This is a genomic window from Streptomyces umbrinus (assembly GCF_030817415.1).
GTDB classification, from domain to species: domain Bacteria; phylum Actinomycetota; class Actinomycetes; order Streptomycetales; family Streptomycetaceae; genus Streptomyces; species Streptomyces umbrinus_A.
Map to the genome: position 1 here is coordinate 1,724,591 of NZ_JAUSZI010000002.1, position 18,812 is coordinate 1,743,402.

Here is an 18,812-nt window from a genome sequence, read left to right on the forward strand (position 1 = left end):
CCCAAATAAGCTGTCCGTCCCGTACAGGGTAACCAAATGAGCGGGCGTCCGCTCGATGGGGCTGAAAACAAGGTGTAACCGTCTGAAGTCTTTCAGGGTCCGTTCAGGCCCCGGTCGGGCGTGTTTCACTCGGTTGTCCACAGGCTCGGATCCACTCGACCGGCCCTGTGCCAACATGATCAACGCCCCATTGTCCACGCGAAGGAGCCCGACATGGCCGCCCAGCAGGTACGCGGTGTCATCGCCCCCGGTAAGAACGAACCGGTGGAGATCCGGACGATTCTGATCCCGGACCCGGGTCCCGGCGAGGCCGTCGTGAAGGTGCAGGCCTGCGGGGTCTGTCACACCGACCTGCACTACAAGCAGGGCGGCATCAGCGACGACTACCCCTTCCTTCTCGGCCACGAGGCGGCCGGTGTGGTGGAGACGGTCGGCGAGGGCGTCACCGACGTGGCGCCCGGTGACTTCGTGGTCCTCAACTGGCGTGCGGTGTGCGGCCAGTGCCGTGCCTGTCTGCGCGGCCGCCCCTGGTACTGCTTCAACACGCACAACGCCAAGAAGAAGATGACCCTGGAGGACGGCACGGAGCTCTCCCCCGCCCTGGGCATCGGCGCCTTCGCCGAGAAGACCCTGGTCGCGGCCGGCCAGTGCACCAAGGTCGACCCGTCCGTGTCCCCCGCGGTCGCGGGCCTCCTCGGCTGCGGTGTGATGGCCGGCATCGGCGCCGCCATCAACACCGGCAGCGTGGGCCGTGGAGACTCGGTGGCCGTCATCGGCTGCGGCGGCGTCGGGGACGCGGCGATCGCCGGTGCGAACCTCGCCGGCGCCGCGCGGATCATCGCCGTCGACATCGACGACCGGAAGCTGGAGAAGGCCCGCACGATGGGCGCCACCCACACGGTCAACTCCAAGGAGACGGACCCGGTCGAGGCGATCCGCGAGCTGACCGGCGGCTTCGGTGCCGACGTCGTCATCGAGGCGGTCGGCCGCCCCGAGACGTACAAGCAGGCGTTCTACGCCCGGGATCTCGCGGGCACGGTGGTCCTGGTCGGTGTGCCGACGCCGGAGATGAAGCTGGAGCTGCCCCTGCTGGACGTCTTCGGCCGCGGCGGCGCCCTCAAGTCGTCCTGGTACGGCGACTGCCTTCCCTCGCGCGACTTCCCGATGCTGATCGACCTCCACCAGCAGGGGCGCCTCGACCTGGCGGCCTTCGTGACGGAGACGATCGAACTGGACGCGGTGGAGCAGGCCTTCGACCGCATGCACCAGGGCGACGTCCTGCGCTCGGTGGTGATGCTGTGATGGCGGCCCGGATCGAGCATCTGGTCACGTCGGGCACGTTCAGCCTGGACGGCGGCACCTGGGACGTCGACAACAACGTCTGGATCGTGGGGGACGACTCCGAGGCGGTGGTGATCGACGCGGCGCACGACGCCGACGCCATCGCCGAGGCGCTCGGCGACCGCACGCTGCGGGCCATCGTCTGCACCCACGCCCACAACGACCACATCGACGCGGCGCCCGCCCTCGCGGCCCGCACCGGCGCTCCGGTCCTGCTCCACCCGGACGACCTCCCCCTGTGGAAGCAGACCCACCCGGACCGCCTGCCGGACGGCGAGCTCACCGACGGGGAGCAGCTCTCCGTCGCGGGCGTGGAGCTGACCGTCCTGCACACACCGGGACACGCGCCGGGCGCCGTGTGCCTGTACGCCCCGGAGCTGGGCACGGTCTTCACCGGGGACACCCTGTTCCAGGGCGGCCCGGGCGCGACGGGCCGGTCGTTCTCCCACTTCCCGACGATCGTCGAATCGATCCGGGGGCGGCTGCTCGCCCTGCCCCCGGAGACGGTGGTCCGTACGGGCCACGGCGACTCGACGACGGTCGGTGCCGAGGCCCCGAACCTTCAGGAGTGGATCGACCGCGGGCACTGAGCCGAGGCCGCCGGGAGACAGCACTGCCCGCCCCGGGAACCGTGGCCCGGGGCAGGCGGTGTGGGGTGGAGCGGTGCGGGCGGGGTGGAGCGGGGCGGGGCGTCCCGGGCATTCCACGGCTCGCAGTTCAGTTCCCGTTGGTTCGATCGAAAGCTGGCCATGATCTGCTGACGCGTGGCAACGGCCTTTCTCGCCCGCAGGGAGGACTGGCGCATGGAGCTGCGCAGTGTCGAAGAGCTGATGGATCTGCTGCACGCCTGCCGAGGTTTCCGGAACTCCGCCGGCCACGGCGGCGCTCCGGCCGATCTCCACGACCACGCGCTGCAGACCGCGGCGCTGCTGCGTCGAAGTCGCCCCGCCGACAAGGAACTCCAGGTGGCGGGCCTGGTGCATGTCATCGGACAGTTGTTGCGGCCCGGTGATGTCGCGGCGCACGCGGACCACGCGGCCGACACGGTTCGCCCGCTGCTCGGCGAGCGCGTCTCCCGTCTCGTCCGCCTCCACCGGGGCGGGTGGGAGGACGACCCGGTCATGGAGGACGTCCAGGTCCTGCGGCAGGCGGACGAAGCCTCGTGGGCGTCCGGCCTCGACGCAGGGGTCCTGGAGGACTGGCGCACGGTGCTGGAGCTGGTCGCGGCACGTCACGCACGCCCCAGGACCGTCGGCTGACGGTCACACACACCCGCCGCTCAAGCACGGTCGGACCGAGGCCTGTTGACTGACGGCCCGTCATGAGACCGTACGCGGATGATGTCGCCGTACGGACTTCAGGGCAGGGTCGCCGTCGTCACCGGGGCCTCGCGCGGGATCGGGCTGGCCGTCGCCGAGGGGCTCGTGGCCGCGGGGGCACGGGTGTGTGTCACGGGTCGGGACGCCGAGGACGTGCGCCGGGCCGCCACGAAGCTGGGTGCCGTGGGGCTGGCAGGCACCGTGGCCGATCCGGCGCATCTGCGGGAGCTGACCGAGCTGGCGATGGACGAGTTCGGCCGTATCGACATCGTGGTGAACAACGCGGCGACCAACCAGCCCTACGGCCCGCTCATGGACGCCGACCCGGACCTCTGGCGCGAGGCGTTCACGGTCAACGTCGAGGCACCGCTGCGGCTCGTCCAGTACGCGTGGCGGGCCTGGATGGCCGACCACGGCGGCTCAGTGATCAACATCTGCACGGAGGGCGCGACACACGTGGGCCCGAACGTGGGCGCTTACTCCACAAGCAAGGCAGCCCTCCTCCACCTCACCCGGCAACTCGCGGGCGAACTGGCCCCCAGGGTCCGGGTCAACTCCGTCTCCCCCGGCCTCATCCGTACCGAGATGGCCCGCTTCGTATGGGAACAGGCCGAGAACGAACTCGCCGCCGCACTCCCCCTGGGCCGCATCGGCGAACCGGAGGACATCGCCCGCGCGGTGGTCTGGCTGGCCTCGGACGCGGCGGAGTGGATCACAGGGACGGACCTGCTGGTGGACGGCGGCACGAGGGTGCGCGCGGCAGCGACGACCACGCCGTACACCGTCCACGAACAGCTGCGGGCTCGGGTCCCAGGGGCCTCGCCCCGATAGGGGCGCGGGGAACTGCGCGACCAGCCCCCACACACCCGCAGACTCACCACTTACCGGGCGCGTAGTCCTTCAAGAAGACCCCGAACAGATCCTCGCCCTGTTCCCCCCGCACGATCGGGTCGTACACCCGAGCCGCCCCGTCGATCAGATCGAGCGGCGCGTGAAAGCCCGCGTCCGCGAGCCGCATCTTGTCCGGATGCGGCCGCTCGTCGGTGATCCACCCGGTGTCGACGGCGGTCATCAGGATGCGGTCCTTCTCGAACATCTCCTGGGCACTGGTGCGCGTGAGCATGTTGAGCGCGGCCTTGGCCATGTTGGTGTGCGGGTGGCCCGCACCCTTGTAGCCACGGTTGAAGACGCCCTCCATGGCGGAGACGTTCACGATGTACGTGCGGTCGGCCCCGGCGGCCGACATCGCCGCGCGCAGCCGGCTGATGAGGATGAACGGCGCGGTGGAGTTGCAGAGCTGGACCTCCAGGAGCTCGACCGGCGTGACCTCCTCGACGGCCTGGATCCAGCTGTTGGTGTCGTGCAGGTCGGGCACGAGACCGCCCGCGTCGATGGCCGTACCGGCGGCGATCCGCTCCAGGGACGCCGAGCCGGAGACGAGAGCCAGGCCGGTGACGTCCTCGGCGGTCAGCGCGCCGCCCCCGGCCACCGGAAGCGCGGACACCGCTCCGGAGCCGAAGGTGCCGATCACCTCGGCGGGCGGCAGTTCACCGGCGGGCAGCGGTCCCGACTCGGCGGCGAGCAGCTCGCTGTAGGCCCCCGGGGAGCGGCGTACGGTCTGGGCGGCGTTGTTGATCAGGATGTCGAGCGGGCCCTCGGCGGCGACCGAGTCGGCGAGGGCGACGACCTGGGCGGGGTCACGCAGGTCGATGCCGACGATCTTCAGGCGGCCGATCCACTCGTCGCTGTCGGGCATGGCCTTGAAGCGGCGGATGGCGTCGTTCGGGAAGCGCGTGGTGATCGTGGTGTGCGCGCCGTCGCGGAGCAGCCGGAGGGCGATGTACATGCCGATCTTGGCGCGGCCGCCGGTGAGCAGTGCCCGCTTGCCGGTGAGGTCGGCGCGGGCGTCGCGGCGGGTGCGGTTCTCGGCGGCGCAGTTCTGGCAGAGCTGGTGGTAGAAGTAGTCGACCTCGACGTACCGCGCCTTGCAGATGTAGCAGGAGCGGGGGCGCTGGAGTATCCCCGCGATCTGGCCCTCGTCCGTCACCGACGAGGGCAGGATGCCCTCGGTCTCGTCGTCGATGCGCTGGGCGGAGCCGGTGGCCGTGGACTCGGTGACCGCCTTGTCGTGGGCGGTCTTGGCGGCCCGGCGCTCCTGGCGGCGGCGCTGCTTGACCGTGCGGTAGACGCCCGCGGTGGCGCGGCGCACGGCGACGGCGTCGGGGTGGTCGACCTCGATCTTCTCGAGTTCGTCGAGCACGCTGAGGCAGACGGCCAGCCGCTCCGGGTCGATACCGGGACCGTACGAGCCCTCCGGAGCCTCTGCCGTGTCCACGGCGGGGGCCGCCTGGCTGTCCTCTGTCACCGTCATCGCCGTTGCCGTTCCTAGGGTTCCGCGCCGCGCTCGAACCGCGCTCGCTTTCGAAGGCGGAATTTTACGGAGCCCAGGGCAAAGGCACCAAACCCGAGATGATCACCGGTCTCTTCCGGGGCCCGTGGCGGGCGGTCCACGGGACCCGGAAGCGGCGCCTCAGGGCAGGCAGGCGGCGAGCAGTTCCTCCACCTCGGCGGTGAGCGACTTGGCGAACCTGTCGAGGTCCGGCACGGCCTCCGCGTCGGCGACGAGACCGTAGTGGACCCGTCCGCGGAAGGTGGAGACCGCGACCGCGAGGGACTGGCCGCGGGCCAGCGGCGCGAGCGGATAGACCTCGGCGAGCGGGCAGCCGCCGAGCTTCATGCCGAGGCTGGGCAGCGGCACGCTGGTGACCAGGATGTCGAAGAGCAGCCGGGCGGCCTGGCCGACGACGGGCCCGCCGAGCCGGTGACCGAGCGCCGGCACATGGTCGGCGAGCAGTGCGACGGCGCCCGCGCCACGGTTGGGACCGGCGTCCTTGTTGCGGTTCATGGCCGTTCGGACCGTGGAGAGCCGTCCGAGCGGGTCCGGATCGTCGACGGGAAGCCTTATCAAGTAGCCGGAGAGCCGGTTGCCCTGTGGGTGGGCGGTGCGCGGCCGGCGCCGTGAGACGGGGATGAGGGCGCGGGGCGCCACGCCCTCGCTGCCGTCGCCGCGCTCGTCCAGCCAGCGGCGCAGGGCGCCGGCGACGACGGCGATCAGTACGTCGTTGACGGTGCCGCCCGCGCTCTTGCGGATCTTGTGGATCTCGTCGAGGTCCACGTTGACGCCCGCGACGCGGCGGGTGCCGGTCGGCTCGGAGACCAGGGCGGCGGAGGAGCGTACGCCCCAGGTGGCGCGGGCGACGGAGGCGCCGATGTCGAGGGCCCTGCCCACGTCGGAGAGCGTGCCGCGGACGAGTCCTGGCAGCTTGCGCACGTCGGGGAGTAAGCCGCGCGAGGCCTGCTTGGGGCGGGGGCGGGGCGTCGGCATGTCCATGGGGTCCATGAGCGCCGCGGCGAGCGTCAGTGCCCGCAGTCCGTCGGCCAGGGCGTGGTGGAACTTGAAGAGCACGGCGAACGAGGTGCCGTCCACGCCGGGCACCACATGGGCTTCCCACGGGGGCCTTCCGCGCTCCAGGGGGCGTTGCATGATCGCGCCCGCGGCGGCGTGGAAGTCCGCGACGGGTGCGTGCAGCCGGATGTGGTCGAAGGGTTCGAAGTCGGTAGTGGGTTCGCGGGTCGCGCCGCCGAAGGCGAAGGCCAGCGGCTGCCGCAGGTCGAACGGCTGCCAGATGTCGCGGATCCGCATCCGCAGCCCGGGGACGCCGGCCGCGCGGGCCGCGAGGAGGTCGGCCGCGTGCGCGGCCGCGGCGGGCGAGTTGGCCGCGAAGATGCCGAGGGCCCCGAGGTGCATCGGGTGCTCCGCGGACTCGATGTTCCAGAACGCCAGGTCGAGAGGTGCGAGAAGGTCAGAGGTCAAGGGCTTGGCTCTCGCGTCGACGACGGGTGAGCAAGCAGTCAATCCCGGGCAGGCGATTACGGTCAAGTACGATCAAGCTACGCTCAGTTAACAGCAGATTAAGTCCCGCCACCGGTGGCGGTGGCGGGACTCGTGTGGTCTATGGGGTCAGGTCAGTGGGCGATGTCACTTCAGGACGGGCGGCGCGGCGTCCGGGGCCGTGCCCCAGGCGGACGGTTTCCCGCCCACGGTGAAGGCCAACTCGCGGATGCCCCGCAGCTCGCCGGTCGTCAGGTACGTACGGTCGTGCGCGGCCCCGTCACCACGTACCGACTGGATGTACCGGCGCCCGTCGGAGACGTCCGGCCCGGCCGTCACGGTCAGCGCGCCGAGCGGGTGGTAGCGGCGGTCGAGCGTGATGTCCACCCGTTCGAAGACCGGTGTGGACAGGCCCCAGGTGTCGAATCCGGGCTGCACCGGGAAGATCCCGATGGACGACAGGACGTGCCAGGCGGACATGGTCCCCAGGTCGTCGTTGCCGGTCATGCCGGTCGGCGCGTCCGTGAAGAGGGTCAGCGCGGCGTGCACGACGTCGGTGGTCTTCCAGGGCGTGCCGGTCGACAGATAGGTGTAGGGGGCGATCAGGTCGGGCTCGTTCTGGGGGTTGTACTTGTCGGCGTTGTAGTAGGCGTACGGCCCGTTGACCCACACCTCACGGGCCGTCCTCGCGGGGTCCTTCATCAACCGGTCGTACGCGAAGAACGCGTCGAGCCGGTCGTTCGCGGCCTGCCTTCCGCCGATCAGGTCGATCATCCCGGGCAGGTCCTGCGGAACCAGCCACTGGTACTGCCAGGACGTGCCCTCGTGGAATCCCTCGGTCCTGGCCGGATCGGCCGCGCCCGTGAAGGCGCCCGAGCCGTCCCGTGCCCGGAAGAAGCCGGTCGAGGGGTCGAAGATACGGCGGTAGTTCTGGGCGCGGGCGGCGTACCGCTCGGCGTCCGCCTCGTGCCCGAGATCCCGTGCCATCTGCGCGAGCATCGCGTCGGACAGGGCGTACTCCAGCGTCGCGGACGCCCCGTGGTCGTAGTCCGAGTCGCCGGGCTTGGCGTGCGGGCGTCCCTTGAGACGGGGCACGAATCCGTCGGCGATGTACTCCCTGTTGCCCTCCCGGCCCAGCGCGGGCGAGCCGGCGGGCGGCACCCCGTCGGCGTTCTTCTTCAGCGCCCGGTAGGTCTCCTCTTCGTGCCCGTCCAGCAGGCCCTGCTGGTAGGCGTTGGTGAGGAACGGGGTGACCGGATCGCCGGTCATGATGTTGGTCTCGATCGTCCCGTAACCCCACTTGGGCAGCCAGCCGCCCTCCTCGTCGATCTTCAGGACGGAGAGCGCCATGTCACGCGACTCGCGGGGCGCGAGCAGGGCGAGGAGCTGTGCCTGGGTGCGGTACGTGTCCCACAGCGACCAGTTCTGGTAATAGGTGAAGCCCTTCTCCCGGTGGACCTTCCCGTCCCAGCCGGTGTAGCGGCCGTCCGCGTCGCTGCCGATGTTCGGGGCGAGGAAGGACCGGTAGAGAGAGGAGTAGAAGGTGCGCCGGAGCGTGTCCTCGCCGCCTCGCACCCGTACGTCGTCGAGCCGGTTCTCCCAGGCCCGCCGCGCCGAGTCCCGGACGCTGTCGAAGGAACGGTCTCCTTCGGAGCGGAGGTTCACGGCGGCGCCGCGCGCGTCCACGTACGACAGCGCGGTGGTCGCCTCGACCGTGCGGTCCTTCGTCGTGTCGAAGCGGAGGTACGCCCCGTTGCGGCCCGTGCCGGCCGAGCGCGTCGAGCCCTCGGTGACCGTGTCGCCCTGCCAGGTGCCGGACGTGGTGAACGGCCGGTCGAAGCGGGTGAGGGTGTGGACGGTGTACGGCCCGGTGGCGCGGCAGAAGCCGCTGCCGGTGATGGTGCTGCGTACGGTGCGGCCGTCCAGGATCTCGATCGTCGTGGAGACCGTCTTGTGCAGCGACTGGCCGGCGTTCAGGAGGACGTTCGCCTTGTCCGTGGCCGGAAAGGTGTAGCGCTGCACACCGGTGCGCGCGGTGGCGGTCAGCTCGGCGTCGATGCCGCTCTTCAGGCCGACCCTGTAGTGGCCGGGGCTCGCCTTCTCCGAGTCGTGGCCGAACTCTGCGGCGTACTTCGCGTAGTCGGTCTGTGTGACGTCACCCGTGGTCGGCAGGACCGGCAGATCCCCGCCGAGGCGACAGCCGACACCGGACAGGTGGACGAGGGAGAAGCCGCGGATGTGGCGCTGCGAGTAGTCGTAGCCGGTGTTGTGCCCGGTGTCCGGGGACAGCTGCACCATGCCGAAGGGCACGGCGGCACCCGGGAAGGTGTTGCCCTCGTTCTGGCTGCCGATGAACGGGTTGACCAGCTCGGTGAGCCGGCCCTCCCCCGGCTCGGCGGCCCGGACGGCGGGAGCGGTGAGCCCGCCGCCCAGCCCGAGCAGGGCGGCAGCGATCACCGCGGCCGTACGCGGGCGCGGGCGTCCGGTCCATCTCATACGCAGGTCCTCCGTGTCGGGCTTGATCACCGTGCGGTCGTACTTATGAGACCGCTCGGCCCGCCCGTCACCTCGGACCTGCCGGGGTGGGCCGCGCCTTTGCCACCCCGGCAGCCCAACGTGCCCGGCCGCTACGACACGTGCTGGCCCTTCCCGAGCCCGATCACGCCGCCCTTGGAGACCGTGTAGAGCTCCTGGTCCCGCTCCGGGTTGACGCCGATCGTCGCTCCCGGGGGCACCTGTACGTTCTTGTCGAGGACCGCGCCGCGCACGACCGCACCCCGCCCCACGTGCACGTTGTCGTGCAGCACCGAGCCCTGGACGACCGCGCCCGGATCGATGACGACACCCGGCGAGAGCACCGAACGGGTGACCTGGCCACGGATCAGGCAGCCCGCGCTGATGATGGACTCGCTCGCCATACCGCCGGCGTTGAAGCGGGCGGGCGACAGCTGGCCGGAGTGGGTGTAGATGGGCCAGCTTCGGTTGTAGAGGTTGAAGGCGGGCCGCTCGGCGATCAGGTCCATGTGGGCGTCGTAGTACGCGTCGAGGGTCCCGACATCACGCCAGTAGCCCTGGTCGCGGACCGTCTCGCCGGGCACGTGGTTCTGGCTGAAGTCGTACAGCTGGGCCTCGCCGCGGTCGGTGAGCGTCGGCAGGATCGAGCCGCCCATGTCGTGCACGGAGTTCTCGTCCTCGGCGTCCCGGTGCAACGCCTCCACCAGGGTCTTGGTGGTGAAGATGTAGTTGCCCATGGACGCGAAGACGCACTCCGGGTCGTCCGGGAGGCCCGGCGGGTCGGCGGGCTTCTCCAGGAAGCCCCGGACGCTCTGGCCGTCCGTCCCGGGAGAGATGACCCCGAAGGCCGACGACTCGCTCCGGGGCACGCGGATGCCCGCGACGGTCACTCCCGCGCCGCTGTCGATGTGCTGGGTCAGCATCTGCCGCGGGTCCATGCGGTAGACGTGGTCGGCACCGAACACCGCGATGTAGTCGGGCTGTTCGTCGTGCACGAGGTTCAGCGACTGCAGGAGCGCGTCGGCGCTGCCCAGGTACCAGCGCGGGCCGAGCCGCTGCTGGGCCGGGACCGGCGTCACGTAGTTGCCAAGCAGGCTGGACATCCGCCAGGTCGTGGTGATGTGCCGGTCGAGCGAGTGCGACTTGTACTGCGTCAGGACGCAGATGCGCAGGATGTCGGCGTTGACGAGGTTGGAGAGTACAAAGTCCACGAGGCGGTACGTGCCGCCGAAAGTCACCGCGGGTTTCGCCCGGTCGGCGGTCAGGGGCATCAGCCTCTTGCCCTCGCCGCCCGCCAATACGATTCCCAGTACCGAAGGTCCACCGCGTCGCATGCCGCCGCCCCTCTACCGCCCGGTTCGGGCCACGTTCTTGAACTACACCTGCCAGAGGACTACCCCCGTGAGAGGGTGATCCGCGCCCGCGGACTACCCCTGTTTGAGGATTTCCTCGTACAGCTGGACGGTTCGCCGGGCCACCGCGTCCCAGCCGAACTCCCGCACCGCCCGTTCCCGTCCCGCCTCGCCCATGCGCCGGGCGGCCTGCGGATCGGCGAGCAGCGAGTCGAGGGCACGCGCGAGCTGCGCCTCGAAATCGTCCTCGACGGACACCAGCAGCCCGGTCTCGCCGTCCGCGACGACCTCGGGAATCCCGCCCACCCGCGAGGCCACGACGGCAGTGCCGCAGGCCATCGCCTCCAGGTTGACGATGCCCAGGGGCTCGTACACCGAGGGGCAGACGAACACGGCGGCGTGCGTGAGCAGTTGGATCACATCCGGACGCGGCAGCATCTGCGGGATCCAGTGCACGCCCTCCCGGACGCCGCTGAGCTCCTGGAACAGGTCGCGGAACTCCTGGTCGATCTCCGGTGTGTCGGGGGCTCCCGCGCAGAGGACGACCTGGGCGGCCGGGTCGATGTCCCGGACCGCGCGCAGCAGATGGGGCACGCCCTTCTGCCGGGTGATGCGGCCGACGAACAGGACGTACGGGCGGTCGAGGTCGAGGCCGATGCGGTCGATCACGTCCGTGCCGTGGTCCGGCGCGTAGAGGGAGGTGTCGATGCCGTTGTGCACGACGCGCACCTTCGCCGGGTCCAGGGAGGGGTAGCAGCCGAGGATGTCCTCGCGCATGGCCGTGGAGACGGCGATCACGGCGTCGGCGGCTTCGATGGCGCTGCGCTCGGCCCAGCTGGAGAGGGCGTAGCCGCCGCCGAGCTGCTCGGCCTTCCAGGGGCGCAGCGGCTCCAGGGAGTGTGCGGTCATGACATGCGGGATGCCGTACAGCAGCTTCGCCATGTGGCCCGCGAGGTTGGCGTACCAGGTGTGCGAGTGGACGAGTTCGCGGCCTTCGAGGGCGGCGGCGATGGCGAGGTCCACGGAGAAGGTGCGCAGCGCGTCGTTCGCGCCGTCGAGCGTGGGCCAGGGCCGGTGGCGTACGACTCCGCCCGCGGCGCCCTCGCCCCAGCAGTGCACGTCCAGGTCGGTGAGGGGCCTCAACTCCCGGGCGAGGAACTCGACGTGAACCCCCGCACCGCCGTACACATCCGGCGGGTACTCCCGGGAAAGCAGTCCCACACGCACCCGGAACCCCCTGTCTCAGCGGCTGGTTCCCACATGGTCACCCAGAAGTGGCCCTTGGGGAAGACCGCGAGGCAAGGCACGCCTCAGGGCTCGGCACCACCGTGCTCGGAGCGACCCCTCCGTGCTCAGAGTCTGCGAGGCGGGCGCACGAAGCAGCAGTCGCCGCATACGCCCCCGCCGGGCACCCGGTAGTAGAGGCAGCAGCTGCGCCGCCGGAACGCCGTGCCGTTCAGGGTGCCGGTGTCCCGCAGGTCGGGGTGATCGAGGAGTTCGGCGGCGAGTGAGCGGCCTCTGTCGCCCACCTCCGGGTGGCCGTTGGCGCGGGCCCAGCGGTCGAGTTCGCGTGCGGCGCCCGCGAGAGCGGAGGCCGCGTTGCCCCACAGCAGCCCCGCGGAGACGGGCTGCCGGGCCCGCAGCGCCGCCGCGAGGGGTTCGAGATGGCCGTCCTGTACGACCTGCCGGACGGTGGCCGCGTCGCCGGGCAGGGCGCGTGTCTCGGCCAGCCACAGGTCGTCGGGCGCGCTGCCGTCCGCGTCCCAGCGCAGCAGCCGGGCGTCGAGGTCGGGAATCTGTCCGTAGAGGGCGGCCGCGCCCAGGGCCACCGACCAGAGCCGGGCGGCGAGTCCCTGCTGCATCACCGAGACCCCGATACGCGTCTCGGGCGCGTCCAGCAGCCGTACGACCTTACGGACACGGAAAGTGAGCGGATCCGACCCTTCGGTGACACTCCGTATCCCATACGCCTCCGCGAGGGTCGGCAGCGACGGCCGTCCCGTGCGCAGGGCGAAGAAACCTTCGAGAGAGGCGAGTCGATTGAGATCCGGATCGAGGTTCACGGAGACCAAGTACACCAAGGGGGCATAACGGAGCCACTAGGGGGGTTGTACCCGGTGTCACCCGACCTGGGGAGGACTAGGCCCAAGACGTACTCCATCGGCAGTAGGACCCAATGACTGCTCAGGTACGACGACACGGGCGCTTTCAAAAGGGATCGTATTAACCATGGAAGCCGACCGATCGCCGCACCGGACTCCCCGCCTTCGGGAGAACGTCCGTCACATGCAGAGGAGGAGCGACACATGAACGCACTCGTGCTGTCTGTGCTGCTCTCTCTCGTCTCCGCCGTCGCGTACGCCGGCGGAGCGATCGTGCAGGAACGGGTCGCGGCGAACACGCCCGGCACGACGTACGCACCCATGCGCCAGCTCGCCTGGTGGATCGCGGTCGGCCTCAACGCCCTCGGCGGGCTGCTGCACGTCGTGGCGCTCGCCTACGGACCGCTCAGCCTGGTCCAGCCGCTGGGCGCGCTGACCATCGTCTTCGCGCTTCCCATGGCTGCCGTCTTCGTACGCCGCAGGGCCGGTGCGACGGCCTGGCGCGGCGCGATCATGGCGACGGTCGGCCTGGCCGGTCTGCTCGCCCTGGTCGGCACGGCCGACTCGCAGTCCCTGAACAGCACCCAGCGCGTGGTGGTGGCCCTGGTCACCGGCGGTGCCGTGGTGGCCCTGATGATGGCCGCCCGCGCCGTGCACCGGCACCCGGCCGTGCGCAGCGTGCTGCTCGCGACCGCGGCGGGTGTCGCCTTCGGTATGTCGTCGGTGTTCACGAAGACGGTCGCGGTCGACTGGACGGGCGGCGTCTCGCTCGCCGACGTCCCGAGCCTCACCGTGATCGGTGTCCTGGCGACTGCCGGAATGCTCCTGTCGCAGGCCTCCTACCGGGGCGCCGGACTCGCCGCGCCGCTGGCCACGCTGACGGTCATCAACCCCATCGTGGCCGCCGCGGTCGGCATCACGATGTTCGGCGAGACGTTCCGCTACGGCGAGACGGGTACCGCCCTCGCGCTGGGCTGCGGGGTAGTCGCCGCGGGCGGCCTGATCCTGCTCACGACGGAGCGCATCAGCGGTTCGGAGCGTACGGCGCCGGTGTCCGCACCTGCACCCGTGCCCGCCCCGGCAGTGGCCGGAGCGATGACCGACGCGGCCGTCATGACCCGGCCGGGCCCGGCAGCCGAGCCGAGCCACATGGAGGAGCCCGCCGTCGTTCCGCCCGACCGCGTACTACCGGAGCAGCTTGTCCCGGCGGAGCGGCTGGTGGTCTCCGCGGAGGTACGGGACGAGGAGCCGACCCGGGAGGACGCGTTCGCGCACGCCGGGATGTTCGCCTCCGCCTCGGCGCGGCAGGACTCGCTCCTGCCGCCGCCTGGGTCGAACGGGCCCCCGCCGTCCGGCGACACACCGGACGACATCGAGGGCATCGACGAACCTTCCTGGCCCCGCGGCGGGTACTACGGCCTTCCCTTCCTGCCGTTGCTCCCCGCCCCGGTGGTGATCCGCTCCAGCGTCAAATCGTGACGCCACCCGCGCGCAGATAGGCGACCGGGTCGACGTCGCTGCCGAAACCGGGCCCCGTCCGCACCTCGAAGTGCAGATGCGGGCCCGTGCTGTTGCCCGTGGAACCGGAGCGGCCGATGCGCTGGCCGGTCACCACGCTCTGCCCGGCCTTCACGGAGATCGCCGACAGATGGGCGTACTGGGTGTAGCGGCCGTCGCCGTGCCGGATCACGACCTGGTAGCCGAAGGAACCGCCCCAGCCCGCGGTCACGACGCTGCCCGCCCCGACCGACTTGACGGACGTGCCGGTGGGCACCGGGAAGTCGACGCCCGTGTGGTAGCCCTTCGACCAGGAGGAACCCGCAGCGTGGTACGGCGTTCCCGTACCGGCGCTCACCGGGGCGGTGAGGCCGCGCGTGGTCGTTTGGGTCTTCTTCTCGGACTTCTCCTCGACCTTCGCCTTGGCCTTTGCCTTCGGCTTCTTCTCCGTCTTCTCCGACGTGTCGGAGGTGGATCCCGCGCCCGGCGACGCCTTCGGCTTCAGGTTCAGCCGCTGGCCGGGAACGATCATGTCCGGGTCGGCGCCGACCGTCCTGCGGTTGGCGTCGTACAACTGCCGCCAGCCGCCCGGGACCTCGCGGGCTCCGGCGATGCCCGAGAGTGTGTCGCCGCGGACGACCGTGTACATCTCGGCGGTGCCGGCCTGCGACTGGGGCGTGGTCTGCGGCTGTACGTCGCGGACGGTGCGCTTGGACGGCTGCGTGGACCTGCCCGAGGGGTTGATGTCGGGGGTGTCGCCGCCGCGGGTGAGGCCCGCCCGCACCGAGCAGGTCGGCCAGGCTCCGGGGCCCTGGCCCTTGAGGACCTTCTCGGCGACGGCTATCTGCTGGTCCTTGGAGGCGAGGTCGGCGCGTGCCGCGTAGGCCCTGCCGCCGTACGCCTCCCAGGTGGACTGGGTGAACTGCAGCCCGCCGTAGTAGCCGTTGCCGGTGTTGATCTTCCAGTTGTTGGTGGACTCACAGGCGGCCACCTTGTTCCAGGTGTCCACGTCTGCCGCGTTCGCGACGCCGGTACCGATGAGCGGTATCGCCATCCCGGCGCCGCCCACTGTGACGGTGAGTGAGGCGCGGTTGATCCTATTCGGCTGATACCGGCGGTGCCGGCCGCGTACGGCCATGAAGGTGCCCCCTCGACAAGCGTCAGGAGCGGCAAAAGTAAACGCTGCTAACAGGCCATGACAAGAGGGCAATCGGCCTCCCTATCCCGCCAAGTGACCAGGAATCGACCTTCGTTGGCGGCTGCCGACGCGTATGCCCGGGGCAGATGTGACGGCGAAGTTCGGCGGGGCACTGAGGCGGGGGCGGCTCCGCTGCGTACACACCGTCGGAAAGTCAGGATGTGCGGTCGGCGAACCTGCAAGTCAGGATGGTCGGTGGGGCAAACTGGCAGGCATGACCGGCACTACCGATTCAGCACCTCTAGGAGCCAACCGTATGAGCACTTCAGCCCAGATCGGCGTCACGGGACTCGCGGTCATGGGGCGCAATCTCGCCCGTAACTTCGCGCGCAACGGATACGCGGTCGCCCTGCACAACCGGACGGCGGCGCGTACGCACGCGTTGGTGGAGGAGTTCGGCAGCGAGGGCACCTTTGTCGCGACGGAGACCGCCAAGGAGTTCGTGGCCGCGCTGGAGCGCCCGCGCCGCCTTGTGATCATGGTGAAGGCGGGCGAGCCGACCGACGCGGTGATCCAGGAGTTCGCCCCGCTCCTGGAGCCCGGCGACATGATCATCGACGGTGGCAATGCCCACTTCGCGGACACCCGGCGCCGGGAGCGCGAACTGCGCGAGCAGGGCATCCACTTCGTCGGCGCGGGCATCTCCGGCGGCGAGGAGGGCGCGCTGCACGGGCCGAGCATCATGCCCGGTGGTCCGGTCGAGTCGTACGAGTCGCTCGGCCCGATGCTGGAGAAGATCTCCGCGAAGGCCGCCGACGGCGCGCCGTGTGTCACGCACGTCGGTCCCGATGGCGCCGGACACTTCGTGAAGATGGTGCACAACGGCATCGAGTACGCCGACATGCAGCTGATCGGCGAGGCGTACCAGCTGCTGCGTGACGTGGCGGGCTACTCCCCCGCGCAGATCGCGGACATCTTCCGCACCTGGAACACCGGGCGGCTCGACTCCTACCTGATCGAGATCACCGCCGAGGTCCTGTCGCACGTGGACGCGGCGACGGGCAAGGCCTTCGTGGACGTGGTGCAGGACCAGGCGGAGCAGAAGGGCACGGGGCGGTGGACCGTGCAGATCGCCCTCGACCTGGGCGTTCCCGTGTCGGGCATCGCCGAGGCCGTCTTCGCGCGGTCCCTGTCGGGCCACACCGAGCTGCGTGAGGCCTCGCGGGGGCTGGCCGGGCCCAAGGCCACGGCGCTGAGCGAGACCGAGGCCGCGGCCTTCGCCGACCAGGTGGAGCAGGCGCTGTACGCGTCGAAGATCGTGTCCTACACACAGGGCTTCCACGAGATCGCGGCCGGCAGCGCCGAGTACGACTGGAACGTCGACCTGGGTGCGGTCTCGTCGATCTGGCGCGGCGGCTGCATCATCCGGGCGGCCTTCCTCGACCGGATCCGCGCCGCGTACGACACACGCGCCGATCTGCCGAGCCTGCTGGCCGACGAGACGTTCGCGCAGGAGATCGCGGCCGCGCAGGACGACTGGCGGGCCGTGCTCGTCTCCGCCGTGCAGCAGGGGGTGCCCACGCCCGGGTTCGCGGCGGCGCTGGCGTACTACGACGCGTTGCGTGCGGAGCGGTTGCCTGCGGCGCTCACTCAGGGGCAGCGGGACTTCTTTGGTGCGCACACTTACCGGCGGACCGACCGGGAAGGGTCGTTCCACACGCTGTGGGGCGGGGACCGGTCCGAGGTTGCCGGCTGAGGTTCGGTTTCGGGCTGCGGGTGTGGGGGCTGGTCGCGCAGTTCCCCGCGCCCCTGAAATGCCGGCGGGCCGGCGTGGACATGGTCCACGCCGGCCCGCCGGCATTTGTGCGCCCTCAGCCCAAGGGGCCCGGCTGGGGCTCCGGGGGTGGGGCCGGGGACGGATCGGGGGGCTGAGGGAGGGGGGACGGGGACGGTTCTGGGACCGGGTGGGGTTTGGGGGACGGGACCGGGTCCGGTTCCGGGAAGGGTTGGGGGTGGTCGGGGCCCGGGCCCGGGGTGGGGCCCGGCTTCACGGGGTCGGGGTACGGGTGCGTCATGGCGTCCTCCAGCCAGTCGGTACGTCGGCCCTGGACTTCTCCCACGCGTACCCGTGCCCCGCGCGCCCACTCACCCCGTCGCGGGACGAACGGGGGACCAGATGGGCCTACGCCCCGCCCGCCGCGCCGACCATGCCCACCGCGGCCGCTCCCGCAGCGAGGCCGGGGCGCGGGCTGGAAAGCACCGGCACGGCGGTCGTGGTGAGGTGCTGGGCCGGGGTCATCGAGGCCTGGGCGAGGACGATCGCGTCGGCGTCCGTGACGCTGTCGGCGGCGGACGCGACCGCGTGGGCGTACGCGTCCATGTCTCCCGCCTCGAAGTGGTCCCAGGCGTCGGCGGCCAGCAGGGTGCGTACGGCCGTCGGGGATCCCGCGCGGGCGGCCTCCTCCTCGACGAGGGCCACCGTCGGGCCGAGGGTGCTCTCCACCGTGGCGAGCACGACGACACGCGGGCCGGCCGCCACCGCGGCGGCCGCCATCGGACGGTCCACCCGGAGCACGGGCACACCGGGACGGGCGGCCTCGGCGACCGCGCCGATGGTGGAGCAGGTGCAGAGGACCGCCGCCGCTCCGTCGGCGACGGCCCGGTCCAGCATCGCGCGCACCCCGTCGGCCACCGCCTCCGGTCCTTCCGCCCGGGCCCGCTCCAGGAGCTCCTCGGACACGAAGTGCCGCAGTTCCAGGGCCGGGTGGTCCTCGTCGCGGAGCGCGTCGAAGACGGGGATGTGGACGGGCGAGGTGTGCAGCAGGGCGAGCCGGCCCATCAGAACCGGCCCGGGTGGGCGGCCAGCCATGACTTCGCCGCGATCAGCAGCTCGGGGTCGGCCACCGGAGCCTCGTCGGGGTGGCGTGCGGCCCACTTGACGACGTACGGGCAGAGCGGGGCGACCGGGACTCCCTCGCGGGCCGACATGACGTACAGCTCGCGGGCGAGGGAGCCCGCGATGCCCTTGCCCTCATGGGCGGGCTCCACGATCGTGTGGACCGGGACGAGCGCGCGACCCGGGCTTTCGAGGACGAAGTACTCGATGTGGCCGACGACTTCGTCACCGGCGTACGCCTCCAGGCGGCCGGCCTCCCGGTCGTCGCGGATCGCGATCTCGCTCATGGTCTCTCCTCGCGGATGCGGATGCGGATGCGGATGTGGATGGCGGTCAGGCCGGGACGGCCTGGGGACTGCGCTCCTGGTCCGAGCCCGGTACCGGCTCGGACGGATCCGCGCCGAGCGCCACGATCCGGTTCCCCGCGTCCACGTGCACGACCCGCGGCCTCAGCGACCGGGCCTCGGCGTCGGAGACCTGAGCGTAACTGATGATGATCACCAGGTCTCCGGGGTGCACGAGATGCGCCGCCGCACCGTTGATACCGATGACACCGGACCCGCGCTCCCCCTCGATGACGTACGTCTCCAGGCGTGCGCCGTTGTCGATGTCGACGATGTGCACCAGCTCTCCCGGCAGCAGATCGGCGGCGTCGAGGAGATCGGCGTCGATGGTCACGGATCCGACGTAGTGCAGATCAGCCTGGGTGACCGTGGCACGGTGGATCTTGGACTTGAACATGGTGCGCAGCATGGACAGAC

16 protein-coding genes are annotated in these 18,812 nt (G+C 71.0%); 6 read left to right on the plus strand and 10 right to left on the minus strand.

The features are described 5' to 3' along the window. Positions 1-213 precede the first annotated feature (213 nt). The 4 genes from QF035_RS08450 (at position 214) to QF035_RS08465 (ending at position 3,491) form a co-directional block, all read left to right on the plus strand. Complete coding sequence (locus QF035_RS08450) at positions 214-1,302, plus strand: S-(hydroxymethyl)mycothiol dehydrogenase (protein ID WP_307519338.1); 1,089 nt, start codon at positions 214-216, stop codon at positions 1,300-1,302. After that, positions 1,302-1,931 (plus strand): MBL fold metallo-hydrolase, encoded by a 630-nt coding sequence (locus QF035_RS08455; protein ID WP_307519340.1) that lies wholly within the window; start codon positions 1,302-1,304, stop codon positions 1,929-1,931. Before QF035_RS08450 ends, QF035_RS08455 begins: the two co-directional genes overlap by 1 nt. Before the next feature lie 213 nt (positions 1,932-2,144). Then, the gene (locus QF035_RS08460; RefSeq protein ID WP_307519341.1) at positions 2,145-2,600 is read left to right on the plus strand and encodes an HD domain-containing protein; all 456 of its coding nucleotides are present in this window, start codon (positions 2,145-2,147) and stop codon (positions 2,598-2,600) included. Positions 2,601-2,678: 78 nt separating this feature from the next. Continuing rightward, complete coding sequence (locus tag QF035_RS08465) at positions 2,679-3,491, plus strand: SDR family oxidoreductase (protein ID WP_307519343.1); 813 nt, start codon at positions 2,679-2,681, stop codon at positions 3,489-3,491. Between the two features lie 43 nt (positions 3,492-3,534). Here the strand turns inward: QF035_RS08465 and QF035_RS08470 are convergent, their stop codons facing one another. The 6 genes from QF035_RS08470 to QF035_RS08495 form a co-directional block, all read right to left on the minus strand. Continuing rightward, positions 3,535-5,031 (minus strand): SDR family NAD(P)-dependent oxidoreductase, encoded by a 1,497-nt coding sequence (locus QF035_RS08470; protein ID WP_307519344.1) that lies wholly within the window; start codon positions 5,029-5,031, stop codon positions 3,535-3,537. 159 nt (positions 5,032-5,190) lie between these two features. Further along, a complete protein-coding gene (locus QF035_RS08475; RefSeq protein WP_307519346.1) occupies positions 5,191-6,534 on the minus strand; it encodes a wax ester/triacylglycerol synthase family O-acyltransferase in 1,344 nt (447 codons plus the stop codon). Between the two features lie 165 nt (positions 6,535-6,699). After that, positions 6,700-9,048 carry a GH92 family glycosyl hydrolase gene (locus QF035_RS08480; RefSeq protein WP_307519347.1) on the minus strand — a complete coding sequence of 783 codons (2,349 nt, stop codon included), beginning with the start codon at positions 9,046-9,048 and terminating at the stop codon, positions 6,700-6,702. 131 nt (positions 9,049-9,179) lie between these two features. Further along, the gene (gene glgC, locus QF035_RS08485; protein ID WP_307519348.1) at positions 9,180-10,400 is read right to left on the minus strand and encodes a glucose-1-phosphate adenylyltransferase; all 1,221 of its coding nucleotides are present in this window, start codon (positions 10,398-10,400) and stop codon (positions 9,180-9,182) included. 93 nt (positions 10,401-10,493) lie between these two features. Then, the gene (glgA, locus tag QF035_RS08490; RefSeq protein WP_307519350.1) at positions 10,494-11,645 is read right to left on the minus strand and encodes a glycogen synthase; all 1,152 of its coding nucleotides are present in this window, start codon (positions 11,643-11,645) and stop codon (positions 10,494-10,496) included. Positions 11,646-11,770: 125 nt separating this feature from the next. Next, positions 11,771-12,499, minus strand: coding sequence for a (2Fe-2S)-binding protein (locus QF035_RS08495; RefSeq protein WP_307519352.1), 729 nt, complete (start codon positions 12,497-12,499; stop codon positions 11,771-11,773). A 225-nt stretch (positions 12,500-12,724) separates the two neighbouring features. Between QF035_RS08495 and QF035_RS08500 the strand changes: the two genes are divergently transcribed. Further along, the gene (locus tag QF035_RS08500) at positions 12,725-13,999 is read left to right on the plus strand and encodes a DMT family transporter (RefSeq protein WP_307519353.1); all 1,275 of its coding nucleotides are present in this window, start codon (positions 12,725-12,727) and stop codon (positions 13,997-13,999) included. Here the strand turns inward: QF035_RS08500 and QF035_RS08505 are convergent. Further along, entirely contained in the window at positions 13,989-15,155 is a 1,167-nt protein-coding gene (locus tag QF035_RS08505) for a transglycosylase family protein (RefSeq protein ID WP_307519354.1), read from the minus strand. The genes QF035_RS08500 and QF035_RS08505 overlap by 11 nt on opposite strands. A gap of 316 nt (positions 15,156-15,471) precedes the next feature. On the opposite strand from QF035_RS08505, the gene gndA reads away from it, so the two are divergent. Then, positions 15,472-16,911: an NADP-dependent phosphogluconate dehydrogenase gene (gndA, locus tag QF035_RS08510; RefSeq protein WP_307519356.1), complete on the plus strand. Its 1,440-nt coding sequence runs from the start codon at positions 15,472-15,474 to the stop codon at positions 16,909-16,911. A gap of 426 nt (positions 16,912-17,337) precedes the next feature. Here gndA and QF035_RS08515 read toward each other — a convergent pair whose 3' ends face one another. The 3 genes from QF035_RS08515 to panD are packed head-to-tail and all read right to left on the minus strand — an operon-like array spanning position 17,338 to position 18,804. Then, positions 17,338-18,024: an aspartate/glutamate racemase family protein gene (locus tag QF035_RS08515; protein WP_307519358.1), complete on the minus strand. Its 687-nt coding sequence runs from the start codon at positions 18,022-18,024 to the stop codon at positions 17,338-17,340. After that, the gene (locus QF035_RS08520; protein WP_373466935.1) at positions 17,994-18,446 is read right to left on the minus strand and encodes a GNAT family N-acetyltransferase; all 453 of its coding nucleotides are present in this window, start codon (positions 18,444-18,446) and stop codon (positions 17,994-17,996) included. Before QF035_RS08520 ends, QF035_RS08515 begins: the two co-directional genes overlap by 31 nt. Beyond that, positions 18,385-18,804: an aspartate 1-decarboxylase gene (panD, locus tag QF035_RS08525; protein WP_189839350.1), complete on the minus strand. Its 420-nt coding sequence runs from the start codon at positions 18,802-18,804 to the stop codon at positions 18,385-18,387. The genes QF035_RS08520 and panD overlap by 62 nt, the downstream gene beginning before the upstream one ends. Positions 18,805-18,812: the final 8 nt, after the last annotated feature.